The sequence below is a fragment of the Priestia koreensis genome (genome assembly GCF_001274935.1).
In the GTDB taxonomy this organism is placed as follows: Bacteria; Bacillota; Bacilli; order Bacillales; family Bacillaceae_H; genus Bacillus_AG; species Bacillus_AG koreensis.
In genome coordinates this window covers 47,500-69,436 of sequence record NZ_LILC01000007.1, presented here as the reverse complement: position 1 = coordinate 69,436, position 21,937 = coordinate 47,500, and the positions used below count along the sequence as shown (strand labels likewise).

Annotated in this window: 29 protein-coding genes; 23 read left to right on the top strand and 6 right to left on the bottom strand. The window is 36.3% G+C overall.

The window, feature by feature from the left end; genetic code table 11:
* Positions 1–334 precede the first annotated feature (334 nt).
* From AMD01_RS05545 to AMD01_RS05505, 11 genes are all read left to right on the top strand, one after another.
* Positions 335–1,222, top strand: a complete 888-nt coding sequence (locus AMD01_RS05545) for a LysR family transcriptional regulator (protein WP_053400417.1) — start codon at positions 335–337, stop codon at positions 1,220–1,222.
* 189 nt (positions 1,223–1,411) lie between these two features.
* Entirely contained in the window at positions 1,412–1,579 is a 168-nt protein-coding gene (locus AMD01_RS23925; RefSeq protein ID WP_157052630.1) for a hypothetical protein, read from the top strand.
* A gap of 78 nt (positions 1,580–1,657) precedes the next feature.
* Positions 1,658–2,545, top strand: coding sequence for an McbB family protein (locus tag AMD01_RS05540; RefSeq protein WP_053400416.1), 888 nt, complete (start codon positions 1,658–1,660; stop codon positions 2,543–2,545).
* Positions 2,538–3,362, top strand: coding sequence for a nitroreductase family protein (locus AMD01_RS05535; RefSeq protein ID WP_053400415.1), 825 nt, complete (start codon positions 2,538–2,540; stop codon positions 3,360–3,362). The genes AMD01_RS05540 and AMD01_RS05535 overlap by 8 nt, the downstream gene beginning before the upstream one ends.
* Positions 3,352–4,410 (top strand): YcaO-like family protein, encoded by a 1,059-nt coding sequence (locus tag AMD01_RS05530; RefSeq protein ID WP_053400414.1) that lies wholly within the window; start codon positions 3,352–3,354, stop codon positions 4,408–4,410. Before AMD01_RS05535 ends, AMD01_RS05530 begins: the two co-directional genes overlap by 11 nt.
* Positions 4,403–5,551, top strand: a complete 1,149-nt coding sequence (locus tag AMD01_RS05525) for a YcaO-like family protein (RefSeq protein WP_157052628.1) — start codon at positions 4,403–4,405, stop codon at positions 5,549–5,551. The genes AMD01_RS05530 and AMD01_RS05525 overlap by 8 nt, the downstream gene beginning before the upstream one ends.
* Before the next feature lie 64 nt (positions 5,552–5,615).
* On the top strand, positions 5,616–7,268 hold the full coding sequence (locus AMD01_RS05520; RefSeq protein ID WP_053400412.1) for an ABC transporter transmembrane domain-containing protein: 1,653 nt from the start codon (positions 5,616–5,618) through the stop codon (positions 7,266–7,268).
* 259 nt (positions 7,269–7,527) lie between these two features.
* Positions 7,528–8,298 (top strand): TerC family protein, encoded by a 771-nt coding sequence (locus AMD01_RS05515; protein ID WP_053400411.1) that lies wholly within the window; start codon positions 7,528–7,530, stop codon positions 8,296–8,298.
* Between the two features lie 465 nt (positions 8,299–8,763).
* Positions 8,764–8,940, top strand: coding sequence for a Spo0E family sporulation regulatory protein-aspartic acid phosphatase (locus AMD01_RS23410; protein WP_336881249.1), 177 nt, complete (start codon positions 8,764–8,766; stop codon positions 8,938–8,940).
* A gap of 471 nt (positions 8,941–9,411) precedes the next feature.
* Positions 9,412–10,326, top strand: coding sequence for a LysR family transcriptional regulator (locus AMD01_RS05510; protein ID WP_053400608.1), 915 nt, complete (start codon positions 9,412–9,414; stop codon positions 10,324–10,326).
* A 75-nt stretch (positions 10,327–10,401) separates the two neighbouring features.
* Positions 10,402–10,899, top strand: coding sequence for a hypothetical protein (locus AMD01_RS05505; RefSeq protein WP_053400410.1), 498 nt, complete (start codon positions 10,402–10,404; stop codon positions 10,897–10,899).
* 591 nt (positions 10,900–11,490) lie between these two features.
* Here the strand turns inward: AMD01_RS05505 and AMD01_RS05495 are convergent.
* Positions 11,491–11,973, bottom strand: a complete 483-nt coding sequence (locus AMD01_RS05495; protein ID WP_053400408.1) for a hypothetical protein — start codon at positions 11,971–11,973, stop codon at positions 11,491–11,493.
* 163 nt (positions 11,974–12,136) lie between these two features.
* Between AMD01_RS05495 and AMD01_RS05490 the strand changes: the two genes are divergently transcribed.
* The gene (locus AMD01_RS05490) at positions 12,137–12,526 is read left to right on the top strand and encodes a hypothetical protein (protein ID WP_053400407.1); all 390 of its coding nucleotides are present in this window, start codon (positions 12,137–12,139) and stop codon (positions 12,524–12,526) included.
* A gap of 139 nt (positions 12,527–12,665) precedes the next feature.
* Positions 12,666–13,040 (top strand): hypothetical protein, encoded by a 375-nt coding sequence (locus AMD01_RS05485; RefSeq protein WP_053400406.1) that lies wholly within the window; start codon positions 12,666–12,668, stop codon positions 13,038–13,040.
* A 173-nt stretch (positions 13,041–13,213) separates the two neighbouring features.
* Here the strand turns inward: AMD01_RS05485 and AMD01_RS05480 are convergent, their stop codons facing one another.
* Positions 13,214–13,432, bottom strand: a complete 219-nt coding sequence (locus AMD01_RS05480) for a hypothetical protein (protein ID WP_053400405.1) — start codon at positions 13,430–13,432, stop codon at positions 13,214–13,216.
* A gap of 305 nt (positions 13,433–13,737) precedes the next feature.
* Positions 13,738–13,896 carry a hypothetical protein gene (locus AMD01_RS23920; protein WP_157052627.1) on the bottom strand — a complete coding sequence of 53 codons (159 nt, stop codon included), beginning with the start codon at positions 13,894–13,896 and terminating at the stop codon, positions 13,738–13,740.
* A 271-nt stretch (positions 13,897–14,167) separates the two neighbouring features.
* On the opposite strand from AMD01_RS23920, the gene AMD01_RS05470 reads away from it, so the two are divergent.
* Positions 14,168–14,512 carry a hypothetical protein gene (locus tag AMD01_RS05470; protein ID WP_053400403.1) on the top strand — a complete coding sequence of 115 codons (345 nt, stop codon included), beginning with the start codon at positions 14,168–14,170 and terminating at the stop codon, positions 14,510–14,512.
* Between the two features lie 78 nt (positions 14,513–14,590).
* Here AMD01_RS05470 and AMD01_RS05465 read toward each other — a convergent pair whose 3' ends face one another.
* Positions 14,591–15,010: a DUF7674 family protein gene (locus AMD01_RS05465; RefSeq protein WP_245638894.1), complete on the bottom strand. Its 420-nt coding sequence runs from the start codon at positions 15,008–15,010 to the stop codon at positions 14,591–14,593.
* A 367-nt stretch (positions 15,011–15,377) separates the two neighbouring features.
* Here AMD01_RS05465 and AMD01_RS05460 point away from each other — a divergent pair, with 367 nt between their 5' ends.
* From AMD01_RS05460 to AMD01_RS24660, 6 genes are all read left to right on the top strand, one after another.
* A complete protein-coding gene (locus tag AMD01_RS05460) occupies positions 15,378–15,797 on the top strand; it encodes a hypothetical protein (protein WP_053400402.1) in 420 nt (139 codons plus the stop codon).
* A 294-nt stretch (positions 15,798–16,091) separates the two neighbouring features.
* Positions 16,092–16,550: a YhfM domain-containing protein gene (locus AMD01_RS05455; RefSeq protein WP_053400401.1), complete on the top strand. Its 459-nt coding sequence runs from the start codon at positions 16,092–16,094 to the stop codon at positions 16,548–16,550.
* 380 nt (positions 16,551–16,930) lie between these two features.
* The gene (locus AMD01_RS24885) at positions 16,931–17,053 is read left to right on the top strand and encodes a hypothetical protein (protein ID WP_281176839.1); all 123 of its coding nucleotides are present in this window, start codon (positions 16,931–16,933) and stop codon (positions 17,051–17,053) included.
* Between the two features lie 74 nt (positions 17,054–17,127).
* Positions 17,128–17,580, top strand: coding sequence for a hypothetical protein (locus AMD01_RS05450; protein ID WP_053400400.1), 453 nt, complete (start codon positions 17,128–17,130; stop codon positions 17,578–17,580).
* Between the two features lie 165 nt (positions 17,581–17,745).
* On the top strand, positions 17,746–17,931 hold the full coding sequence (locus AMD01_RS05445) for a hypothetical protein (protein ID WP_053400399.1): 186 nt from the start codon (positions 17,746–17,748) through the stop codon (positions 17,929–17,931).
* Positions 17,932–18,123: 192 nt separating this feature from the next.
* Positions 18,124–18,618 (top strand): hypothetical protein, encoded by a 495-nt coding sequence (locus AMD01_RS24660; protein WP_245638893.1) that lies wholly within the window; start codon positions 18,124–18,126, stop codon positions 18,616–18,618.
* 39 nt (positions 18,619–18,657) lie between these two features.
* Here AMD01_RS24660 and AMD01_RS05435 read toward each other — a convergent pair whose 3' ends face one another.
* Positions 18,658–19,323 carry an alpha/beta family hydrolase gene (locus tag AMD01_RS05435; protein ID WP_053400398.1) on the bottom strand — a complete coding sequence of 222 codons (666 nt, stop codon included), beginning with the start codon at positions 19,321–19,323 and terminating at the stop codon, positions 18,658–18,660.
* A 73-nt stretch (positions 19,324–19,396) separates the two neighbouring features.
* Positions 19,397–20,026, bottom strand: coding sequence for a LysE family translocator (locus AMD01_RS05430; RefSeq protein WP_053400397.1), 630 nt, complete (start codon positions 20,024–20,026; stop codon positions 19,397–19,399).
* Between the two features lie 180 nt (positions 20,027–20,206).
* Here AMD01_RS05430 and AMD01_RS05425 point away from each other — a divergent pair, with 180 nt between their 5' ends.
* The 3 genes from AMD01_RS05425 to AMD01_RS05415 are packed head-to-tail and all read left to right on the top strand — an operon-like array spanning position 20,207 to position 21,845.
* Positions 20,207–20,962 (top strand): YqcI/YcgG family protein, encoded by a 756-nt coding sequence (locus AMD01_RS05425; RefSeq protein ID WP_053400396.1) that lies wholly within the window; start codon positions 20,207–20,209, stop codon positions 20,960–20,962.
* Entirely contained in the window at positions 20,937–21,248 is a 312-nt protein-coding gene (locus AMD01_RS05420) for a cupin domain-containing protein (protein ID WP_053400395.1), read from the top strand. The genes AMD01_RS05425 and AMD01_RS05420 overlap by 26 nt, the downstream gene beginning before the upstream one ends.
* A gap of 12 nt (positions 21,249–21,260) precedes the next feature.
* Positions 21,261–21,845 (top strand): cysteine hydrolase family protein, encoded by a 585-nt coding sequence (locus AMD01_RS05415; protein WP_053400394.1) that lies wholly within the window; start codon positions 21,261–21,263, stop codon positions 21,843–21,845.
* Positions 21,846–21,937 lie beyond the last annotated feature (92 nt).

Below are 21,937 nucleotides of genomic sequence, written 5' to 3'. Positions count from 1 at the left end.
CCTTTATCTTAAAAAATCATTTGATGGGTTCATGCTTTACTGAGTTTTTTAAATAAAGGTCTCTTCCGTATAAAGGAGTTATTCGTTTATGTAGGAATAACAAGAAGGATCGCCTTATTCAACATAGTAGATAAAAGAGTTAGGAAATACTTAGGTTATAAAGCCACATTTATATATTTTTCGAAATACAGAAATAGTAATCCCTTCAATTTCATACACAAAAGCACAGATTCCAATCAAATTTTCTCTACGTTTACATTACTGCTATACTATTCTTAACACAAATATATCTTTTTTGTGTATTCATAAATTAAAGTTATGAGTGGGTGAATAAATGAATTTACATACGCTGCGCATTTTTACAAATGTCGCCAAACTCGGAAGCATAACCGAAACAGCGAGACTGCTGCATATTAGTCAGCCTGCTGTCACAGCTCAGATTCGAAAGCTAGAAAGGGAGATAGGAATCAAGGTAATTACTAGCAAAGGGAGAGGGATTCAGCTCACAGCAGAAGGTAAATTCCTTTATGAGCAAGGGTTACGTTTATTTCATTTAGAAGAGCAGATTGATGAAAAATTGAAGACATTTCTGGAGAAGAAGGAGAAAGTGCAAATTGCTTCTAGCTATATCGTTATGAACTATATTTTGCCTTCCATCATTTCCGGTTATAAATTGGAGAATCCAGACGTCGATCTTTATATATCGTTAGGAAATGTGGTGTCTGTTGAGCGTCGCATCTTAAATTACGAAAGCGATTTTGGCTTTGTTGTGCAAAATAACATTGGCCATGAAGATTTATACTTTGAGAAACTAATGGACGTTCCCTTTTGGTTTGTTGTGCATCCATCACACCCTCTAGCTAATAAAGAGGTATCCATTTTTGATGTGAGTGAGCACGACTTCATTTATAGAGAGCCAGGTAGTTCAACGCTTGATTTATTAGAGTCGATTTTCTATGCTCATAATTGTCCATTGCCAAAAATCGGTTTGCAAATGCAAGGTTTACCTGAATCAGTGAAAGTTGTGGAGGCTGGTTTTGGTGTATTGCTCGCACCAGCCTGCAGCGTAGATGAATTATTGGCGCAAGGAAGGCTTTCCCGAGTCTTCGTGGAGCACGTAGAAGTCAATCAAAGTTTATTTATGTGTACGAGGAAGATAGATGGGAGCGATCATCCATTTGTCCACTATTTAAAAAAGAATCTAAAAAAGTCAGAGATATAGCGCTCTGGCTTTTTTAGATTGATGAAGGCATTTTGTTAAAAACTGGTCGATCGTTATTCCCCAAGATAATAATAGTTTGTATCATCCTGACATTATATTTCGTAAAATTTAAAATTATCAGAAAAATATGTTGAAATTTCTGGAATAATAACTTATATTGGAAAAAGAGAGGAAAGAGGTGAAGAGAATATGGCATTCGTTAAAAATGGTAGCGTAAAAAAACCATTAACATTAAAAGGTGGCCAAAACCAATTTGGAGTAGGCGCTGGTACAAGCAAACCGACAGCAGTTGCGGGACCACCAGGAGGTTCAAGTTGCATCAGTGGTGGTGGAGCAGCTAACGTAGAAGAGAAATAAATTGAATTGCTAGGTAAAAGACAAGTTACTATACTTTGTGACTTGTCTTTTACTCTATTTATGGAAGGAGAGCAGATAGTGAGAGTAGTTCAAGCAGATGATTATATAATTAATAGTTTTATTCTTCATGAATTATCATTTGATGAGGTAGTAGTTCAAACCGACCAAAGCATTGTACGCATTCACAATGAACAGCTACAAAAAGTGATCTATGACTGGGATACTAAAGCAGGTTCGACTTTTAATTCAGATGCGTTACGCAGTACTTTTGGTGATTCCTATGACGATTTACTTGAGTTCCTAGAAATCAACCATATTATTACGAAGCAAGTTAAGCCTAATTTTAGTTTAAAGAGCATTCAATTTATTACCAATAATTCAGTGGTTTTTGATATGTTTCATCATGTTTTCGATGACTACCGTACTGAGTTGAAATGCACTTATACATATGTTGAAAGTTTAGATGAGAATACGATCAAAGTGGAAGAAGATCAATTGTTAGTTTTATTTCTAAATCCCTACAATAAATCATTTATGGTAAAGCTTCGGGATCAGGTAAAAAACTATGATAATGTGCATACTCTTTGCACATATACATATAACGGAATTTTTTACATGGACGCGCTTTACAATGCGCGCTTAAAAACTCCATGTCACGTATGCCATATTTCTTCAATTGAAACAAGTATTCGAAATAAAAATTTAAGCAATGTTACGTATCAACACATTATTGATAGTATCTATCTAGAGGATGCAATGTTTGATGTACATATGCCGTTAACAAAGTTAAATGCTTTAACGGTTGTTAACCTTATTGGAAATAGAATTGAGAAGCTCATTATGAATCACACCAGTAAAGAAGTCGCTATCGAGCACTTCTTGCAATGTATTTCTTATAAATTTCATAACCAAGAACTATGTGTTGACTTTCCAATTCATTGGGAGTTGTGTGACTGCTATGAATAAATTTTACGAAGATTCGTTCTATGATCAAAAGATGAAAAAAGACTATTTTGAGGACGTTATTTTAGATAAAACGCTATTGAATGATGTTCTTAAATTTCATCAGTCAACAACATTTTATGGATATAATTACTACACGGCCAATGAAAATGACGAATTACTTCTTACCTGGATGAACTCTACTGAGTATACGGATGTGTTGCCAAACTTTGTAATAGAAGAAGTTGCGTTTGATGAGATCCCCCTCAAGCGTAAGGCTAGTATGAGAGACTTTGATAAAGAATATTGTATGTCAAAAAGTAAGTTCGGCCATCTATTAAACGAAGCATTTGGACGTGATGATACAAGTTTTTCTAAACGGTATCCTTCTGCTGGTGCGCTATATCCTGTTTTTCCTATTATATATATTTTTTCTCCTGATGCCGCTGAGGGCTTATCAATGGGATGTTATGTTTTTGATTCTCATAAGATCCGGTTGTTAAAAATAAAAGATTTTTGTAGTAAAGATACTGCTGCTATATGCTCTGCTATTTCTAATGACGATTTTCCATCTTATTTGGCGATAGGGTATGCAATTGATTTAAAAAGAGCTGTTACCAAGTATAGAAGACGCGGGTATCGACATGCTTTAATTGAAGTTGGGTTAATGGCACAAAGCTTTAGAGAAGCGTGTCGAGATGTTGATGATGAACTTGGAGAACTGTGCTGGTCAGGCTTTAGCGATCATCAATTAGCTCATGCATCGGGATTAAATCCACGATTATCGCCCATTGGTTTATTACAGTGGTTTGGAAGGACACACGACAAACATGATATTTAAAACAATGGATAAGGGAACTATTAGTATACCTAACTCTATTTTTCTCACAAATCCCCTTTACCTTTCGCATGTACGACTAGGAAAATTAATGATCGGAAATAAGCTTAGTCCAGATGGCACCAATTCCCTAGAGTATGAAAAAACGTTATCTATGAAAAAAGCATTCTCTGAAGCCATTGAACGGCGAAATTTATTGTTAGGTGGCAGAAATAAAGATCAAAATGACGATGTGCTTGTATGGGATATTTTAAATAACAAAGAAGCTAAATTGCCCTTTCACGTAACCACATATTCAACTAAGCTTCCTTATGTTATCGATACGACTGGAGGGGCAGCACATTTTGACAGTAGGATAGCGGTTAAAAAAGGGATGCTAGAGCTTTTAGAGAAAAATGCGATGTTCTTATTTTGGTATGGTAGGCAGGGGAAAAAAGGCGTATTTGAAGACTTTTTTTCTGAAATGCCTATTTATCAGCACTTAGTTCATGCTAAATACGATATTCAATTTTTTATTAATGATTTCTTTTCGCCGCTTAAAGTGGTATTTACCATCTTAACACGTAATGGTAAATATGTTTCGGGAGGTCTTGGCTCACATTTTAGTTATCGGACAGCGCTTGAGAACTCCTTCAAAGAAGCTTATTTACTAGGATGGCAGAATGAAGAACATAAACTGTTATCCCAGCACAACCCTTATGTTATGGAGTCAAAAAAGCAAATTCATGTAGACATAACACAGGAGCAATTGAACTATATTAAACAGTTTGCTACTTTGCCAGAGTATATAAATGATGAGAGTAATGATGAAGAAATGGATGAAATAAAAGATCTGGCTACGTTCTTGCCGAAATGGATTAAAGGCATGTATGTCATCCCATACAAAAACAAGCTGTATCCGAAATTAAAATATGTAAAGGTTTTTTCTTATGATTTATACAATCATGTTCCTTACAATAAATATATTAATGTCAATCAAAGTATTAACAAGTACACGTTAAAGTTATCACAAGAAGAACTTGATCAACTACCGGGTTGTATCTTTGTCTAAGAAATTAATAAATAGGGTGATTATAGTAGTGAAGATGAACTTTAACCATCAGCAACAATTTCACATAGTCCGTGGACTCTTTCAAAGCGAACCTAAAACAGTTAATGTTGTTCCTACATATTTAAAGGCGGGAGTTGGAACATCCGTCAATCATTCGACTCAGCAAGCGCTCAAAGCTGCGTACGGAGAGCATATTGAACGATCAACTTTTTTGCGTGACTCTAGTTACATTGATAAGGAAAAGATCCCTGCCTTTAATTTGTTAACGGGGGAGCCATCACTTATTAGTACGGAAAAAATTCTTCTTTATAGAGGGGAGAAAATGAAAAATCGACATACGTATGCTGACAGCTGCGGAGCAGGATTTCATTATCACTCTTTTAACAGCATTCAGAATGCCTTTTTGGAGTTTTTTGAAAGGCAATCACTTATCTTTAATTGGTTAACAGAATCTGGTGGAACTTTTGTTGACGTTAAAAAAATAGATGATTTATCTGTCAAAGAAGTGATCGCGAATGTCTATCAATACGTGGATGAAATATCCTGTTTTAATATCTCTTTACACAAAAATGTATACGTTATTTTAACTCTGGGGTTTGGAAAATACCATTTTGGCATCGGATCAAAAGCTTCATGGAACCTCTTTGATGCAATTAAAGGATCTCTGGATGAAATGCTTCATAATTTCACACCTTACTATACGAAACATCATCTTGAAGATTATCATCCTCAGAAACTTAATATGGATGTAAACGAGGGGGAAATAGAAAATGATCCACTATTTTATAGCCTTCATTTTCATCTAACTCAAACATCAGAGTCTCTCCGTGAACACTACCAGTACCTGTTCTTGAAATCTGATCGAATGCATGAGGATGAATTCTCCCGCATAGAAATCGTCGTCGATCAGCAGATTTTTATGGAAAAACTTAAAGAAGTTGCTGGAGATTTAAAATGGGAGTTATTATGCTGTTTTCTTAAAAATACTATACTTGATAAAGCAAAAGTTGTGAAAGTGTTCTCAAATCAGGGATACCCTCATATGAACACGACTTTGTTTAATCCTCTTGACTATGAAATTTCAAAACTTTCACGCACAGGGCAATTTCCTAACGCTTATCAATTGATTCCTTTCCCATAATTTTTTTAGTTTTAGTGAGTGGATACTGACATTTAATAAAATCGTACGGCTTAGGTGATGCATAGTGACAACGATAAAAACATTAATCAAAGAAAAACTGAGTACAAAAGTAGTTATACTCATTATTTGCTGCTTCTTTCTTTATATTATCAATTGGTTGTGCGTATCAGCCACACCGTTTTTAATCGGGAAATTTATTGATGATGTGATTCAAACAAAGATCGGTATCAATATTTTTTATATTTATATCTTAATTGGGCTTTTGGTTTTAGATATTGTATCAAACTACATCAGTAACATTTTAATTACAAGGCTTACTTCCAAGTTTACCTTTCATATTAGTTTTAGCGCTCTGCAGCATCTCAAGAAGGTCAAATTAGAGCACTTCTCACAAAAAAATGCGGCCGAGATTAGCCAGCAAATTAGTATGGATTCTGATCATGTATCAGAATTCTTAATAAGTAGCGTATTTCAGTCTGTAGGTAGTTTATTATCGCTAGTTTTATGCGTATTTTTCACTTTTCAAGTAAATACAAATTTGGCTATTATTATACTTTGTTTTGTACCGATTTATTTAGCTTTTTACATCGTAACAAGGAAAAAGATTTTTGAGCTCAGCTTTGAATACAGTGAGAGCCAGATTAAGTTTTTCTCAGATATGAATCACCAATTAAGTAACATTAAAATTATTAAAATAAATGCTTGGTATAATACGCTAAATCCAAAGTTCAAAAAGAGCTTTCAACAATTGTACGAAACAACTATGAAGTATTCTAAGTTTGCTTACTTATACAATAGCGTAGACAAAATTACAAACAGCATATTATCCATCATCATTATTATTTACGGAGGATATTTGTTGCTGCATAATCAACTGTCCATTGGTGGATTTGCCATTATTAATTCGTATGTAGGCATGATTAATGGAAGCGTTAGCTATTTTTTTAATTTCTTTAAAAGCTATAAAGATGTTTCTGTCTCAAAGGAGAGGCTTGAAAATATCTTTTTACTTGAAAAGGAATTAAATCATCAGCGCCTATTAAAAAGCATTGATACTATTGCAATTGAAAATGTATCTTATCAGTACCCTGATGCGCCGTTTCCTATTGTAAACGGCGTTCACCATACTTTTTCCAAAGGGAATATTTATTTACTTCAGGGGGGGAACGGCTCTGGTAAAAGTACGTTTTTAAATGTAATGTTAGGGCTTCACAGCGACTATAATGGTGAGGTTAAATACAACGGTGTGGAAATGAAGGAATTAGATTTATACCATATGAGAGAGCACTTAGTAAGTATGGTTGAACAGGAGCCTATGTTAATTAGTGATACAATCTTGAATAATTTAACGTTAGGTACTCAACATGACATAAGTGATGACGTTGTCCATGACTATTGCAAAGAATTTGGTTTAGATTATTACATTCAGTCTCTACCTGAGCAATTGCATCATCACATAAACCATTCATCCACGAATTTATCAGGGGGACAAAAGCAAAAGCTTGCTCTTATTCGCTGCTTCTTAAAAGAGGCTGACTTACTCATTTTAGACGAGCCTACATCTGCTCTAGATATACAGGCGATTATAAATCTTAAAGAGTATCTCCTAAGTATAAAACAGAAAAAAATTATCATTATTGTATCTCATGATGAAAGGTTAAATTCAATCGCAGATGAAACGGTTGAATTTAGCCATGCTGCACTGCAGAGCGTTTAGCATGTAAGGAAAAGCAAAAATTAGGCCAATTTTTGATACTCAAATAAATAAGCTAATCCAAAAGCGCTGATCCTAAGCGCTTTTTTCTTTGTTCTATGTATGAATACGTAAATAAATGATGCAAGTACCATTTGAAATTCAAGTTTAGGATCAAGTATTGAACCTTCATTTTCTAGAATTGACTTTCTTGTAGAGGGTTATTCTAATAAAAACAAGCCGTGGACCTAAACGAGGTTTATTTGAGAAAGGCGGAGAATGAATGGGATCCATTTGGATTGAGTATGGATGGGCATTATTAATTTTAATTGGCCTAGAAGGTTTATTGTCAGCAGACAATGCTCTTGTACTGGCAGTCATTGCGAAACACTTGCCGGATGATCAGAAAAAAAGAGCCATTAACTATGGAATTATTATAGCCTTTATTTTTCGATTTGGTGCTCTTTTTGCGATTTCATTTATCGCAAACGTTTGGTTGGTTCAAGCTGTGGGCGCAGCATACTTATTGTACCTAGGATTAAAACATATTCTTAAAGACAAGTTTGGGAAGAAGGACGGAAACCATCAGGAAGAGTCGGAAAAATCCGCTGGAAAAGGTTTTTGGCCTACGGTAGGGAAAATTGCGCTAGCTGACCTTGCTTTTGCGATCGATTCTATATTAGCGGCAGTAGCGATAGCTCTTGGACTTCCTGATTCGAAGTTTCGAGAAATAGGCGGTATGGATGGTGCACAGTTTTTAGTTGTTGTACTCGGTGGAATTGCAGGGCTTGTCTTAATTAAGTTTGCAGCAACTTGGTTTGTAAAGCTACTTGAGAAGAGACCAGCATTAGAAACCACTGCCTATGCCATTGTTGCTTGGGTAGGCGTAAAGCTAGCTGTCATCACGCTTGCTCACAAGGATATCGGCGTTTTAGATCCACATTTTCCACACAGTGCCGTATGGACGCTCATTTTCTATGGCGTGTTAGTCGCGATTGCCTTGATTGGATGGTTCTCACCTAGAAACAAACGATCTAGCACGCCTGCAGCGTAAAAAGGGAATCTACTCGGTTCATCTTCAGCTATCATCATTTCTGCATTTGTTGTCGACAAGTAACCCCCTAACGAAAATAAATTAGAATTTATCTCGATGCTAGAAGGAAAACCGAGAGATTTAAACTATGTTCCTGACTTAAGAATAAATGATCTTATTCTTAAAAGTGTTTTACTACGAACAGTCTAAAGAAAGATTGCGCATCTTATTTCATTTACGGATATAGAAAATCGTTACCGACAATTCTCATAAAAACAGAGGATATTTGTTTATAAATATCCTCTGTTTTGCATTTCACTCCAAAATGAAGTGAAGGTTAAAAACCTATTTTCTTATGTAACGAATTATATCAGCTAAAATCATACTGTAAACAAAATATATTATGCGCAATTATTGGTTTATTATGGTAAAAATGATAAAATAAAGAAAGAATGTGATCATAAAAAAGCCTAGGTGGTTATAAAATTGGAAGACGACCGAAGTATGTTTCAGATTGAACTGATTGAAAAAATAGAAGTAACGAGAGCGAACATGATTAGTTTAGGGTTAGAAGAGGGATTTACAAGCGAAAATACCCTACAAATGAGTCAGTTTTTAGATGAATTATTAAATCAGCTGCATCAAATTCGTATCCGTCATTAGGACAACCTTTTTATCTTCTCTAAAACTTATTCTTGCCCAGACGGATTATGGGCATTTTTTATTTTGTTCAGTTGCTTATAATAAAGAAGAACTAAAAGGATCAATAGGGGTTAAAGTTATAAGAAATGGTAGTGCAAGAAACAGCGCCTCTAGCGGGCGCTGTTTTTATAGTATCATCTATATAGCTATGTTTATTCTTTACCCCTGTTTATTCTGCATTTGTTACTTCGTTGCAATAACGGCATGAATAATTTCATTCCAATAATGAGAGAAGCTTTTTCCAGGCTTTTGTTTTTTCTTCATTGACACAACTTTCTTTTTGCTTTCTTTTTTTGTAGTCATGTTCGTTTCCTCGCATTCTATTATTGTTGTGGTTCTATTTACCATATTTTATAATGATTGTATGAATCGATACAGATGAACATTTTGATTGAATCAATCGAAATATCCGATTAGAGGAGAGTGAGCACCATCGAGATCAAGCAACTCATTACGTTTAAAACAGCTGCAGAGACGTTGAATTTCACGTATACAGCGAAGCTATTAAATTTTGCTCAATCAAGCGTGACCGCACAAATCAAAGCGCTTGAAGCAGAGCTTGAAACACCGTTATTTGAACGTCTTGGAAAACGGTTGGCCTTAACTGAACAGGGACGCGAGTTCAAACGATATGCGGATCAAATGATTCAATTAACGAAAGAAGCAAAGAATGCGGTCAGCGGAATAGAGGAGCCTTCAGGGACGCTTGTGATTGGCGCATCTGAAAGCTTGTGTACCTATCGACTTCCTTCCATATTAAAAGCATTCAAGGACCAATTCCCAAAGGTTAAAATGATTTTCAAACCCATTGATTCTAGAGAGCAAACAAGACTTCAACTATTAGACGGAACGCTTGACATTGCGTTTACGATTGAACCGATTCAATATCAAGATGTTACGTTACATACTCAGTGTCTTCTAAAAGAACCGTTAAAGATTGTGGCTTCACCGAGTCATCTACTAGCGAATGTGACTGAGATTCAGTTAAAAGATCTTGAGAACGAAACGCTTTTATATACAGAAGCAGGCTGCTCTTACCGAGTCATACTAGAAGATTTGTTTCAAGAATTTGGGATTTTTACGCCAAATACGTTTGAATTTGCAAGTATCGAAGCGATTAAGCAATGCGTGCGATTAGACTTAGGTGTAGCAATATTACCGGAGATGGCGATAAAAGAAGAACTTCGAACAGGAACCTTAACAGAACTTGTTTGCAACAACATTCATACACCTCTTCATACGCAAATGATCTGGCACAAAGACAAATTCATGTCGATTCAACTACAGTCTTTTATTGATCTCGTAAATCGTACGTTTGATGGGGATCGTTTGCTTACATCAGTCTAGAATTTTGGTATGTCAGGCTGCGATAAATAATTGCGAGATAAGCAGAGATAGTTGAACGAAAAAGGAGACGAACAAATGAATAATCAAAAATTTAATGAGTTTATAACCATTGCGAAAAAATTAAATGACCTTAAGATTATCCCGTTGTTAATGGGATCTGTTGGCTTAGAAGTACTGACAAATAGGAGCTGGGATGCAAAAGATGTGGATATTCATGTACCTGGTGATCCGAGAGGTTGGGAAGTACCACCTGAGCAATCAATACATAGCTGGAGTGACATTGTGAGTATGATGGAAGTAATGGGCTATCGTCTCGTTGATTTACATGAGCATGAGTTTTCAAAAGACGATATGTCCGTTGAATTTGGAATTATGGATACCTTACCAGCTTTTGCAGGTATAGCATTAGAAGATTTAGAGATTCATACAAAAGAAGATGTTTCGTATTATTTGCTTAATCATGCCCAATACTTACGTGTATATGAGGCTTCATCCAAAGACAGCTACCGGGCAGATAAAAACAACCATAAAGACCTTGCGAAAATTGATTTTTTAACAGAGGCTGTACGGTAACTAACAAGCCCAGTGTATAGTAATTCTAGGCCTGTATCAAAACACCTTTTTCCTTTTATTGTAAAAACAATAAAGGAACGGCTTCTACCTATACAAGGAAGATAAACTTTCAGATTCTAAAGGACACAACATGAAGAAATAAAATTTTAGTCGCCAATATGGACGTATACAGACTGTCATCCACCATTGAAGAAGATGACTTTGATTGGGAAGAACATGGAAACAGTCTTTTGGATGAAAAACCGTTTCTTTGCTGGGAAAATTAGTGCACGCAAAAGTAGTAGTGGAAGGGATTCATGTCTCTAACGTGGGAGACATAACCATTCTATTTTCAAACGCATGGATGCTAGATGTATTTCTTGACTCTTCAAATGAAGATGAATGCTGGAGGATTTTTAAAAGCGGAGATCATGACTCTCATATGGTGATAACAGGTGAGGGAATAGAGGAGGATTGAGCGCGAAGTCATATCAATTCTTTATAGAAAAACAATGATCGTACGGTAAAAGTGAAATACGAACAACAAAAGAAAAACCAGTAACACAATGAACAGTTACCGGTTTTTCTTTTGTCTAAAGGTAAATTCTAGCGTTAACGCTTAACGGTGAGTTCTCTTTCTTTTTGATAGCTTGCCCACGCATTCATTAAGCCCTCGTGAAATTGTTTTGGATGTTGCATGCGCTGAAATTCGATCTGATAAGCAGGGGTTCTCGTACCATCTTTTTGCCGTTTGAAAATCTCTTCATGGTATTGATAATGAGGAAAGATGATGGTGGATCTTTCTAAATACATTCCTTGAAAGAATTTGATTTTTTCGATTTCGTACCAGTACACTTTCGTACCATCTAAATCAATCACAACACCTTCGTCATCCCAATAAAACCCTTCGCTTTGTCTTCGCGCCTTTTCGTAATAGACCGCATATCCCAGGATAAAAATGGATACAAACATGGACACAGCCCACCAAATTGAAACGCTTTCTGATAGAACCCAAATGATATTAATTCCTAGCCAAACGAACCCGAAAGCAGCCGAGGAAATAACAGGTGTTATGGACGGTTTATATGTTTTCATTTATAGGCCTCGCTTTTTCAAGGATAAATAGATAATGATGTGTTCATCTTACCACAGAATTTTGGAATTATAGACCAGCTCATTTTTATTTATAAATATTTTTTGTAACATTTATCCCTATTCATCGTCTAAGTTTATATTGTAGGTGAAAGGAGCGTTTGGTTTGAAAAAATTGATGGTGATTAGCGCACTATTAGTCGTCTTAACAGCGTGTGAAAGCGGAGAGGCTGCGGTTACTTCAACAGATTGTCGTTCAGTAAAAGAAGAGACTGTGAGTCAAAACAAGAAAACGAATTTAGTTAATGAATCTGCTTCAAAATATCCTTCTAATGAGCAAATTGGATATGTAAAAGGGCTATCACCCCAAAAATTAGGATTGTCTAAAACGGCATCAGATAACAAAGTGAGTATTTATGTGGATTTGACGCACGTTGACTCTCGGGTAAAAGCAAAGCTTAGGGAAGGACAAAAAATAAAGATTACGTACTCACGTGTTCGTTTTTCTAGTCCTGCCATTGCTGTTCCTATTACATTGCAAACAATACATAAATAATAGCCCTTTCATTTGAGGGCTATTACGTTGATCTGAGTGAATAAAAGGCTACTCGTTTTAATGATCGTTAATACTTAAAGGAATATAGTCATATGTATAGTGATACAAGCTTATTTACATAATAGAAGGAGGAGATTTGTTGAGACAATTAGGAAAGCTTTTAAGTATGGCAGGCGTGTTTGTTTTTTCAATGAGCTGGACAAGTTCAACTGAAGTTGGATTTGCTGAATCCGGTAATATGACCACTGTCATTTCAGTCGAAGAACAAGCAATGGTGGAGAATAGTTTCCATCAATCAGGTTTTGTATGGCAAGAAGACGGAACAGGTTTCTTCTTTCAAAAGCTGCATCTGTCTCAACCAGCCGCGAACGTATCTCACGTGATTGGAAATGGAGATGTACATACCATCATCTCTGTCAAAGAACAGCAAATGATTGAGCATTCTTCTCTTACAGGAGGCTTTGTTCCACAAGCGAATGGCGATGGCTTCTTTTTTATAAAAGACAAGCGCTAAATATTTTTTACTATAAAGCTACGTAAAAAAAGATGAGAATAGGATTACAGCACAATAAAGTCAAGCGTTCTCTATAGGATGTATTGTAAAGCATACACTCAGCAAATGGTGACGTTTGTAACAAGTGAACACCACAAAAAAAGCGATCCAACCCGTGGACCGCTTCTTTGCGGTTAACGTCCTCGCACAATTTGAATGAGAGTAATGGCTACAAATATTCCAAACCCCACCAAATGTAGTTTGGTCATCTTGCGGTGAATGGTTGCGGCACTTCGTAATTGCTTCGTTTCAGTAGCTTTTTGAAGTGCTTTTTTATACTTTATTTTTTCTAGATAAGAAGAGATGAAATACAATAAAATGACTGCAATTAAAACCATTCTTGAATACGTCATGTTTTTCCTCTTTTTTCTTTTTTTACAACTATATCATTAGTATAATAAAAGAGAAGTATAAATCAAAGGCTAGTTTACGAATGATATGTTAGAAGCAAGGCACGGCGTGGGAGCAAACGCCAAAGACAACTTACTCCAAAATAATTCGCAAAAAAAGAAGCGTATCGCAATGCAAAATACTTCTTTTTTTCAGCTTTCTTTATCTAGTTGAGGATACAGGTATTCTATAAATCAATGCATTTGGAACTTTTCACGAACGACTGGCTTGAGATTGAGAAGTAGGCTTCTCTAATGATTTAAATGGTTCATCGTTCAATTCGGATAAGCCTTTTTTCATCAATATGTAGTAAGTCAATATTAAGGTTATCTAGGTGAACGGTACAATCACTTTCCTGTTCCTCATTCTCTTCACCTAAATAACAAACGTATAGTTCACAGTAATCGCCTGGTGAAAGCAAGTCCATTAATAGATCGCATAAGTATTGAAACGTCTTTTTTGACTTTTGGTAATTATGCGGTGAATGTACCTTGTGATATTCATAAAGGTGCATATACATTGTCTTGGTCACATACTTTCGTCATAAAGGGCACAACGTATACAATGACTGCTGAGGAAATGGGCTACCAAAAGTATTTTGATGAGTGGAAAGCGCTAGGTATACTCAACTAACGCTCTTTATAGTGAAAAAAGGTATAAGCGGGTTTAAGTTAATACTTAATCGAGGAGAGAAGAAAATGAACAAGAAAAAGGTAGGATGGATTCTATCTATAGTTGCCATAGTGGTTGTGGCAGTATTTGTAGTAGTGCCTAACTTTACATATGAATCGTCAAAAGAGCTAAATGGTTTTCCTGTTCCGACGAAAGCGAAGCTTATTGACCAAGGTGATGGAGTTAACACCTATACGTGGTCTAGAGCTTCTGGAGAAAATGGCATACCTTCCGATTATGAAAAAGCAATTAAATCGGAAGGATGGAAAAAGGGTGAAAGAGAAGGTGCTTCTGTTGTTTACACAAAAGGGAAGCATTTAATAGACCTAACCACCTCGACAGAAGAATTAGATATTACTATTTATAAATAGGCTGTGTTAATCTTCAATGTTGATATTTAGTTAAAAATAGGGAAAGCTCTTATGATAAGGCTTTCCTTCTGAAATAACTTACTTCTCTGGACCACCATCATATTTGGTTTTGCCATCCCAAAAATCATTTAGGTGATTCCACCATTTTAATGATTCTTGTTTTAAATATTGATTAAAGGCATTCGTATTTATTTCATTACTTAGTAATCTATTTTGTAAATCTTCCAATAATCCCACTGACGCCGCCTCTTTAACAAAATCGTCGCCACTTATATGCAGCAATTCAATTACATCAAATACTGCTGGAAACTCACGTAACTCATGTTTTTTATACAAATCAACGAAATGAGTAGCAAAATCAGCTAAATCTATATATAGTAACTGTTCATCTCCGTTCTCATAATTATCCTGAACATATGCATCCCACTGTTTTTGATAAGATGGACACGCTTGGAGGAGTAATTGCATTACTTCGCTTTTAGAAATTTCTTTTTTCACTGTACTGCACCCACCTTTTTAGGGGTAATAAAAATCTTATTGGGTGATTTAACATCGACCACACGATAAATTCTGATATACGTAAGCGATCATAAGTGTCTGTCATTTCAAATACATTAGATTTAGGCTTTTCATCAGTATCCTTATTGTCCTTCGAATTAACCACAGCAATTTTATGTATTATAGCCTACATACACCTCAAAAAGTCATAATGAATGATTCGTTATGGCTTTTTATGTTCGGTAAAAAGTCTCTAAACTTAATATGGTAATTTATGTTAAAATAAATAAAGAGAACTTTGTAAGTTGATTAAATAAATAGAAAGAAGTTCCGTACGTGTATATATAGCGGAGGGGGTACAGTACATATGAAAACCAAACATATTCTCTATTCGTTGCTTGCTATAGTCGTTCTTTTCTTTTCGTTTAAACTTTATGACAAGTATAAGGAAAAAAACTTTGCTGATGAAATGAATTACAATCCATCTAGTTTTGAGTCATTGACATTTTCAGATAAAAAAAGCTTAGCTTGGAAAGAAGACACGAAAGAACCCGTGGAAACGTTGATGAACTATCTAAATAACTACCAAATCAAAAAAAATGATAAGTGCACCTTTTATTCTACAAAAGGATTTGAATTTACCATTCGTTCAAAAGATGGAAAGGAAAAGTATGTATCTATTTTCAAAAACTGCGCTTATATAATGGATTATGGATTAGTTGAAATTGTTAATGGACCAGTTGATATGAGCTGGGTACAAAAATTCAATAAAGCATATGAAAAATAGAGAAGATGCGATTTTGATTTTCAACACCTTTATTAAACCGTAAAAGGAACACTATTTTGTGCTCCTTTTATTTCTGTCCAGAATAAAGTAACTTACTATCGCTCTCGTTCTATTGCTCCGATATTGAAGTAACCTCAATAAAAGAAACATCTTATCGTCTATAAGGGATACAGGACGTCTAAATAAGAACTGTTGCCCATAACTACGGGGTTAATATTTATCTATTGTAACAATCACAGGGTTTTTATCGTCTAATTTGAATAATGGGTATTAAAAATTAGGAGGTAATAATATTTGAAGAGGATTTTCTTTTTGGCCTTATTCTTAGCCTTTCTATCTTTATTTGCTTTTGGTTGTCAATCGAAAGAAGCATCTACTGAATCCACTGTTAAATCATCGCCTACATCTGAAAGTAACAAGTCACTCTCAATTGATAACAATTTTACACGCATTACCGTTTCAAAACCAAAAGGATTCAATAAAATCACTTTTGAGGATCAAGAATCCTTAAAAACCTTTGCAGACATTTTTTCACGTGCGGTAAAAGAACCAGGTAAAGTTGATATGGATATTCCCGAAGTTTATATAGAAGTAGTTTATGATAAGGACAAACAACAAAGTCTATATTTAAGGATAGGGGAAAAGGGACAAAGAAGTACATTTATGAAACCAGACGATACAAGCACCATCTATACTGTTCCAAATAAAATTACCGATAAATTAATTGAATTGGTTGGATCTCAGTATAAATAGAACCTTATCCATTAAGCACAAAATATTGAGATAACATCGCCAAAGCAATAATACACATAGGATTAAGGGACTTCAAAATAATTGGAAGTCCCTTTTTAGTTTTCTTGCCTTTTGTACGGCAATTATTTAGGCCAATTTACTTGTTGATTTTACTGTTAAATGGGTTGTGAATTTGAGTTTTGTCCTTAAAAACCGAACCCTTTAGAAAAAGAAGTCCCTATTTTCACATTCAGACATAAAGACATAGTAAACTATAAAAGCTTAAGCATAACTAAAATAAGCCAAAGTAGGAGAGAGAACCCAAAATGAACGATCACACAATGTATGAATAACTATATACAATTACTCGAAGCATTGATTACATACAAACGCGGTTGAACATGACAATAGATTATGTAGAAGAAAGTCAAAAAGAGGGTGTGGATCACTGGGGAGTAGAAACTGCTGTACGTGAACGAAAACATATAAAAAACCAATTAGACTTAGATGTTTTTAACGTATAATGAACGGTATATACCGATAACTACTTACATAGAAAAACAGAATAAAGCGAATAAATGTGAAAGAGGAATGGAAAATGAGTAAGAAACAAGTGAAAAAAAAGAAAAAGTGGAAGCGCAGCACGAAAATCATTCTGTCTATTATTGCTGTCATCGTGATAGGGATTACGTGGTTAGTCTTAGACAGCGTATTTTGGTTACGCAGTTTGGAGTATCCTATTGGTAAGGACACTGTAGATACATTCGAAAAAAACCGTTTTGAGATTGTAGGTGCGCCAGATATGGACTCACCAGAAATGGACAATAACTACGTGCTATTCGATCATAGGAAACCAGTGCTTGATGAGGTTGTTTTAGAACACATAGTTCAGACGTATGAAGGCGATCATAGTTTTTACATCGTAAATAAAGCAGGAAACTATGGGGTAATTAATACAGAGAAACACACGTTACGTGTCTATAAGTCCTTAAAGGATCTTTCGAAGAAGCAACAAGAAGAAATTAAACACGGTGAAATAACGAAGTATTGATCATAAACACAAATAAAGCGCACCCGAAAAATGTACGGGTGCGCTTTTGTCTATACTGTCGCCATTATTTGAAATCCATTTTTTTGAAACTTACAGGAAGCTAAACCGTATTAAAGAAGAGAGGGTTTGGTGTGACTAAAAAACGCAAGAAAAGGTGGGATTGCAATGGAACAGAAAGAATGCCTTAAATGCAAAGGTACGGAGTTTGTAGAAGGGACAGATTTTATGCCTATTAAAACAAGTTATATGTCTATGAAGGGCGCTAATAAAATTTTCACCTTTTGCTTAAATTGCGGTGAGGTAGATTCAATCCGTATTGAAAACACGACTCTTTTTAAAAAGAATAGATAGATTGGGGATTTTTGCACTATGTACGGATCTTCATAATTAGAGCCCACCTGACAAATATCCAGATGTGTCTTTCTGTATTTATGCTATAAAATATACCTAAACCGTATAAGGGAATAAAAAAACTTTCATGTAGTTTCTCGCTGTATATGGGCGGGGAAAAAGCACTTTAGTCTTTTAATCATCATAGCTGAGGTGACAACAGAATTGTATAAAATTTCGCGCTGGTTTATCGGAGTGCTTTTAACAGTAGGGACGAGCTTTTTAGTAGGGGTCATTTTTATTTTGCCTCAAGAAATGTCTTTTTTCAAAGTGAGTGATATCTTCCTTTTTGTCGTTTCACTTGTTATTTCACTCACGTTTACGATCTACGGTATTTATTTATTTCAAATGAGAAGACAAGGTCGACATTTTTATTGGGACGATGAAGGAATTGTGGTCGATTTAAAAGGGAATAAGGTCTACTGGCATGAAATAGAAAGTATTTCGCTTAGCAACTACCAAGGAAGAAAAGCAACGCTTATTTACCTTCATTATACTCATCATGAATCCATACGAGTTCGTTTCCAAAAAACGTGGGGCACAACTGCTTATAGCATTGATTGGTTTTTTATCGAAAGAGGAAAAGCGTACCATAAAGGTTTAATGAAGAGATGGGAAGAACAACAGAAAAAGAAACATTTTTCGTAACAAATACCCTCACGCTAATGAAGCATGAGGGTGTTTGTGTTAATTGGTCACCGTTTTTTTGACAGAGACGAATTCTTCAATGTGCTGCAGAACGTCACGCAATAGTCCAAGAGATTGATGAACATTATTCTTTTCCAAGGAGTGATCGGCGCCTTCGATCTTCACAAAGTCAATACATTCACTGTTTTGCAGCTCTTCCGCAGCATGTACATCATAAAAATCATCATTCGTTCCCATAATGGCAAGCGAACGGTTCTCACAGCGAAGCATATTTTCGTGTACGTTTCGCGCATTTAGTAGTGGTGTGAGCCAGATCACATCGTGTTTGGCATAGGATGGTTCATGTGTAAGTATGTACGACAGGGCTGCTGTGCCAATAGATTTTGCGACAAATAGCACTTCTTCAAACTCATGAGCGGATAAAATGGTGTGGACGGCTGCTGTTACGTCTTGAATAATCATGTTGGTTTGTTCGCGTTCATTCAAATGAGAAAACGTTGGATGAATCTTATAATTGTAGTTGACCTGAAAAAGGTCGTATCCGTTCTCAAGAAGCAGATTTCCTGAATAGTGCATAATTGGATGATGGTTTGTGTACCCAAGACCGGGCAACAAGATAGCGGCTTTTTTACTGCTAGTGCCTACATGTGTAATCGGGACTTCTTGTCCATGAAAACCAATGGCCGTTCGTTTTTCTATTTTCATATTCTCACCTCTAGAGATTCATATTCGACAGATTGCGAGGAAAATCCTGCTTTATTTTATAGTCACTAAATAGTTAAAGATGTGAGACGAATTGAAACAAAAATTTAAATCCGAAATAGATAAGCACCGCACCTGCACTAAACGTAATGAGGCGTAAAATCGTTTCGTGCAGCAGTCTTCTTGAGAAGTGAACGGTAAAAGCAACGTTTAAATTCCACAATAAAACTCCTAGCAAAATAAAACCGCTATATACTAACGACGTTCCGAGACTATGGGCACGAAGCGTCTCGCTAAGCGTTGATCCATAAACACCAAACCAAAAGATGATATTAAGCGGATTGGTCATCGCAATCAAAAAGCCTGTTAAATATGATTTATGTGATCGTGTTTCATCCATTTGCGCACCGAACGTAGCGCTAAACGACTGTTTAACGCTTTGAAATCCTACCCACAGTAACATAAGCGCACCAGCGCCGTATACGGTAAGCAGAACGCCTTCCTTTTGCAAGTACGGCGTAAGTCCCCAAAAGATAAACAGCATAAATGACAGGTCAACTGTCATTCCCCCTAGACCTACTAGCCAGGAAGACCAAAACCCTCCAGAAATTCCGCGCTTAATCATTTCTAAATTAATCGGTCCAACGGGAGCCGCTAAACTTATTCCAAGCACCATATATTGTACGATCATAATCCAACCATCCATACGATCTTCCTTTCTTACAAGCTCTTATTACATCGTATGGGGCTGTCCACTAAAATTAGAAGCAATATTTTCGGTTTTCACTCATACATTTGTAACGTTAGCTTGATAAAGGGTACTTGTTTGGTTCATTTTCTAAAAGGAAGTGTAAGATGTCTTCTTTTTAGATAAAGGAGGATCTTCATGACGACATCTCAGATTTATACAGCAGGAAATATTTTAGCATCGACTTCTCTTGGAACGTGGGAAAAAGAGTGCTTTTCCGTGTTTCAACACGATTTGATTTCAAAAGATCGACCGTTTCCTTGCGTACTAGGAGTAGAGGGCTTTAAGCAGGACTTATTACGTTTTTGCTTCGCATCAGCAGATGAAGGCGGCATAGAAAACCTTGCTGCATGTTTGTATCAGTATTTACAAGAATTTCGCACCATCGGACGATATACGTCATTTGTTGCTTTTTTTGAGCCAGGTGAAACGTTATCGCTTGCAGAATACGAGCAGAAATTTTGGGGTGTTCTTCAAGCGCTTCATGAACGGGATGAATATGAATGGCCAGAAGACACCCCTCAAGACCCGAGTCACCCACTATGGGAATTTTGTTTTTCTGGCGAACCGATTTTTGTTGTATGCAATACACCCGCTCACTTAGAGCGAAAAAGCCGCGCTAGCAAGACGTTCATGATTACATTTCAGCCAAGATGGGTGTTCGAAGGATTAGATGAGACGAGTAAAAAAGGCCAGCATGTAAAAAAAATTGTTCGAAAACGACTGCAAACATACGATAACGTACCCGTTCATCCTGAATTAGGCTGGTACGGGCAGGCAAGTAACCGCGAATGGAAACAATATTTTCTTCGCGACGATCAAGACGGATTACAGACATGTCCATTTCAAACGAAACGAGGGAAAGTGCATGCAAGTAAAAAGAGTCTCTATTAAAAAAGGATTTGGTGGCAGTTTAGAAGAAGTAGTTAGAAATCTACTCCCGACAGATACGGGATACGTTGAAGTGCAGCATGATGTAGCGCATAAAGAACATCCAACTCATACACATCCAACAGACGAAATTTTGCATATTTTAGAAGGATCCGTTTATTTTACAGCTGACGGTGAAACGGTGCTTTGCGAGGCAGGAGATCGGATTTTTTTACCGAGCGAGACCGTTCATTCCTCAAAAGCAGGTCCGGATGGCTGTGTGTACGTTATTTCCATTTTGAAAAATTAAAGGAGGTTATTTATGACCGCAACGAATCCTGTTTTAGTACTCATTGATGTGCAGCAAGGCTTTGAAGATCCTGCTTGGGGAGAACGTAACAATCCTCATGCAGAAGTGCAAATGAAACGCGTCTTAGATACATGGCGAAAACAACAACTTCCCGTTATTCACGTTCAACACGCCTCAACGAATCCACAGTCTCCACTTCATCCAAAGCAGCCTGGCTTTCGGTTTAAGCAAGGCTTTGATCCGCTAGATGATGAATATTTAGTGCGGAAACACGTCAACAGTAGCTTTATTGGAACAGAGCTTGACTCTTATTTAAAAGCAAACGGCGTAGAAACGCTGGTATTTGTAGGGCTTACCACAAATCACTGCATGTCAACAACCGTTCGAATGGCTGGAAATCTGGGCTATCGTTCCTATGTATTACACGATGCGACGGCTTGCTTTGATGCGGTATCATTTGACGGCAAGCACGTAAAAGCGGAGAATCTTCATTATGCTGCGCTGACGTCTCTTCACGGGGAATTTGCAACGGTCGTCTCAACTGAAGACATGATTAAAACGATACAAGGTTTCAAACAAGGAGCTATTTCCTCTTAAAAGCGCGCGTGATCGCGTTTTTAAGATGCGAAAAAAATCCTTTTCCGTTACGTTTAAATTTGTCATAATAGAATTATCACAAGCGTAAAGGA

Coding starts and splice junctions, on each gene's coding strand:
- AMD01_RS05545 (WP_053400417.1), top strand. CDS start 335: ATGAATTTACATACGCTGCGCATTTTTACAAATGTCGCCAAACTCGGA.
- AMD01_RS23925 (WP_157052630.1), top strand. CDS start 1,412: ATGGCATTCGTTAAAAATGGTAGCGTAAAAAAACCATTAACATTAAAA.
- AMD01_RS05535 (WP_053400415.1), top strand. CDS start 2,538: ATGAATAAATTTTACGAAGATTCGTTCTATGATCAAAAGATGAAAAAA.
- AMD01_RS05530 (WP_053400414.1), top strand. CDS start 3,352: ATGATATTTAAAACAATGGATAAGGGAACTATTAGTATACCTAACTCT.
- AMD01_RS05515 (WP_053400411.1), top strand. CDS start 7,528: ATGGGATCCATTTGGATTGAGTATGGATGGGCATTATTAATTTTAATT.
- AMD01_RS05505 (WP_053400410.1), top strand. CDS start 10,402: ATGAATAATCAAAAATTTAATGAGTTTATAACCATTGCGAAAAAATTA.
- AMD01_RS05495 (WP_053400408.1), bottom strand. CDS start 11,973: ATGAAAACATATAAACCGTCCATAACACCTGTTATTTCCTCGGCTGCT.
- AMD01_RS05480 (WP_053400405.1), bottom strand. CDS start 13,432: ATGACGTATTCAAGAATGGTTTTAATTGCAGTCATTTTATTGTATTTC.
- AMD01_RS23920 (WP_157052627.1), bottom strand. CDS start 13,896: ATGGACTTGCTTTCACCAGGCGATTACTGTGAACTATACGTTTGTTAT.
- AMD01_RS05470 (WP_053400403.1), top strand. CDS start 14,168: ATGAACAAGAAAAAGGTAGGATGGATTCTATCTATAGTTGCCATAGTG.
- AMD01_RS05460 (WP_053400402.1), top strand. CDS start 15,378: ATGAAAACCAAACATATTCTCTATTCGTTGCTTGCTATAGTCGTTCTT.
- AMD01_RS24885 (WP_281176839.1), top strand. CDS start 16,931: ATGACAATAGATTATGTAGAAGAAAGTCAAAAAGAGGGTGTGGATCAC.
- AMD01_RS05450 (WP_053400400.1), top strand. CDS start 17,128: ATGAGTAAGAAACAAGTGAAAAAAAAGAAAAAGTGGAAGCGCAGCACG.
- AMD01_RS05445 (WP_053400399.1), top strand. CDS start 17,746: ATGGAACAGAAAGAATGCCTTAAATGCAAAGGTACGGAGTTTGTAGAA.
- AMD01_RS05435 (WP_053400398.1), bottom strand. CDS start 19,323: ATGAAAATAGAAAAACGAACGGCCATTGGTTTTCATGGACAAGAAGTC.
- AMD01_RS05430 (WP_053400397.1), bottom strand. CDS start 20,026: ATGGATGGTTGGATTATGATCGTACAATATATGGTGCTTGGAATAAGT.
- AMD01_RS05425 (WP_053400396.1), top strand. CDS start 20,207: ATGACGACATCTCAGATTTATACAGCAGGAAATATTTTAGCATCGACT.
- AMD01_RS05420 (WP_053400395.1), top strand. CDS start 20,937: ATGCAAGTAAAAAGAGTCTCTATTAAAAAAGGATTTGGTGGCAGTTTA.
- AMD01_RS05415 (WP_053400394.1), top strand. CDS start 21,261: ATGACCGCAACGAATCCTGTTTTAGTACTCATTGATGTGCAGCAAGGC.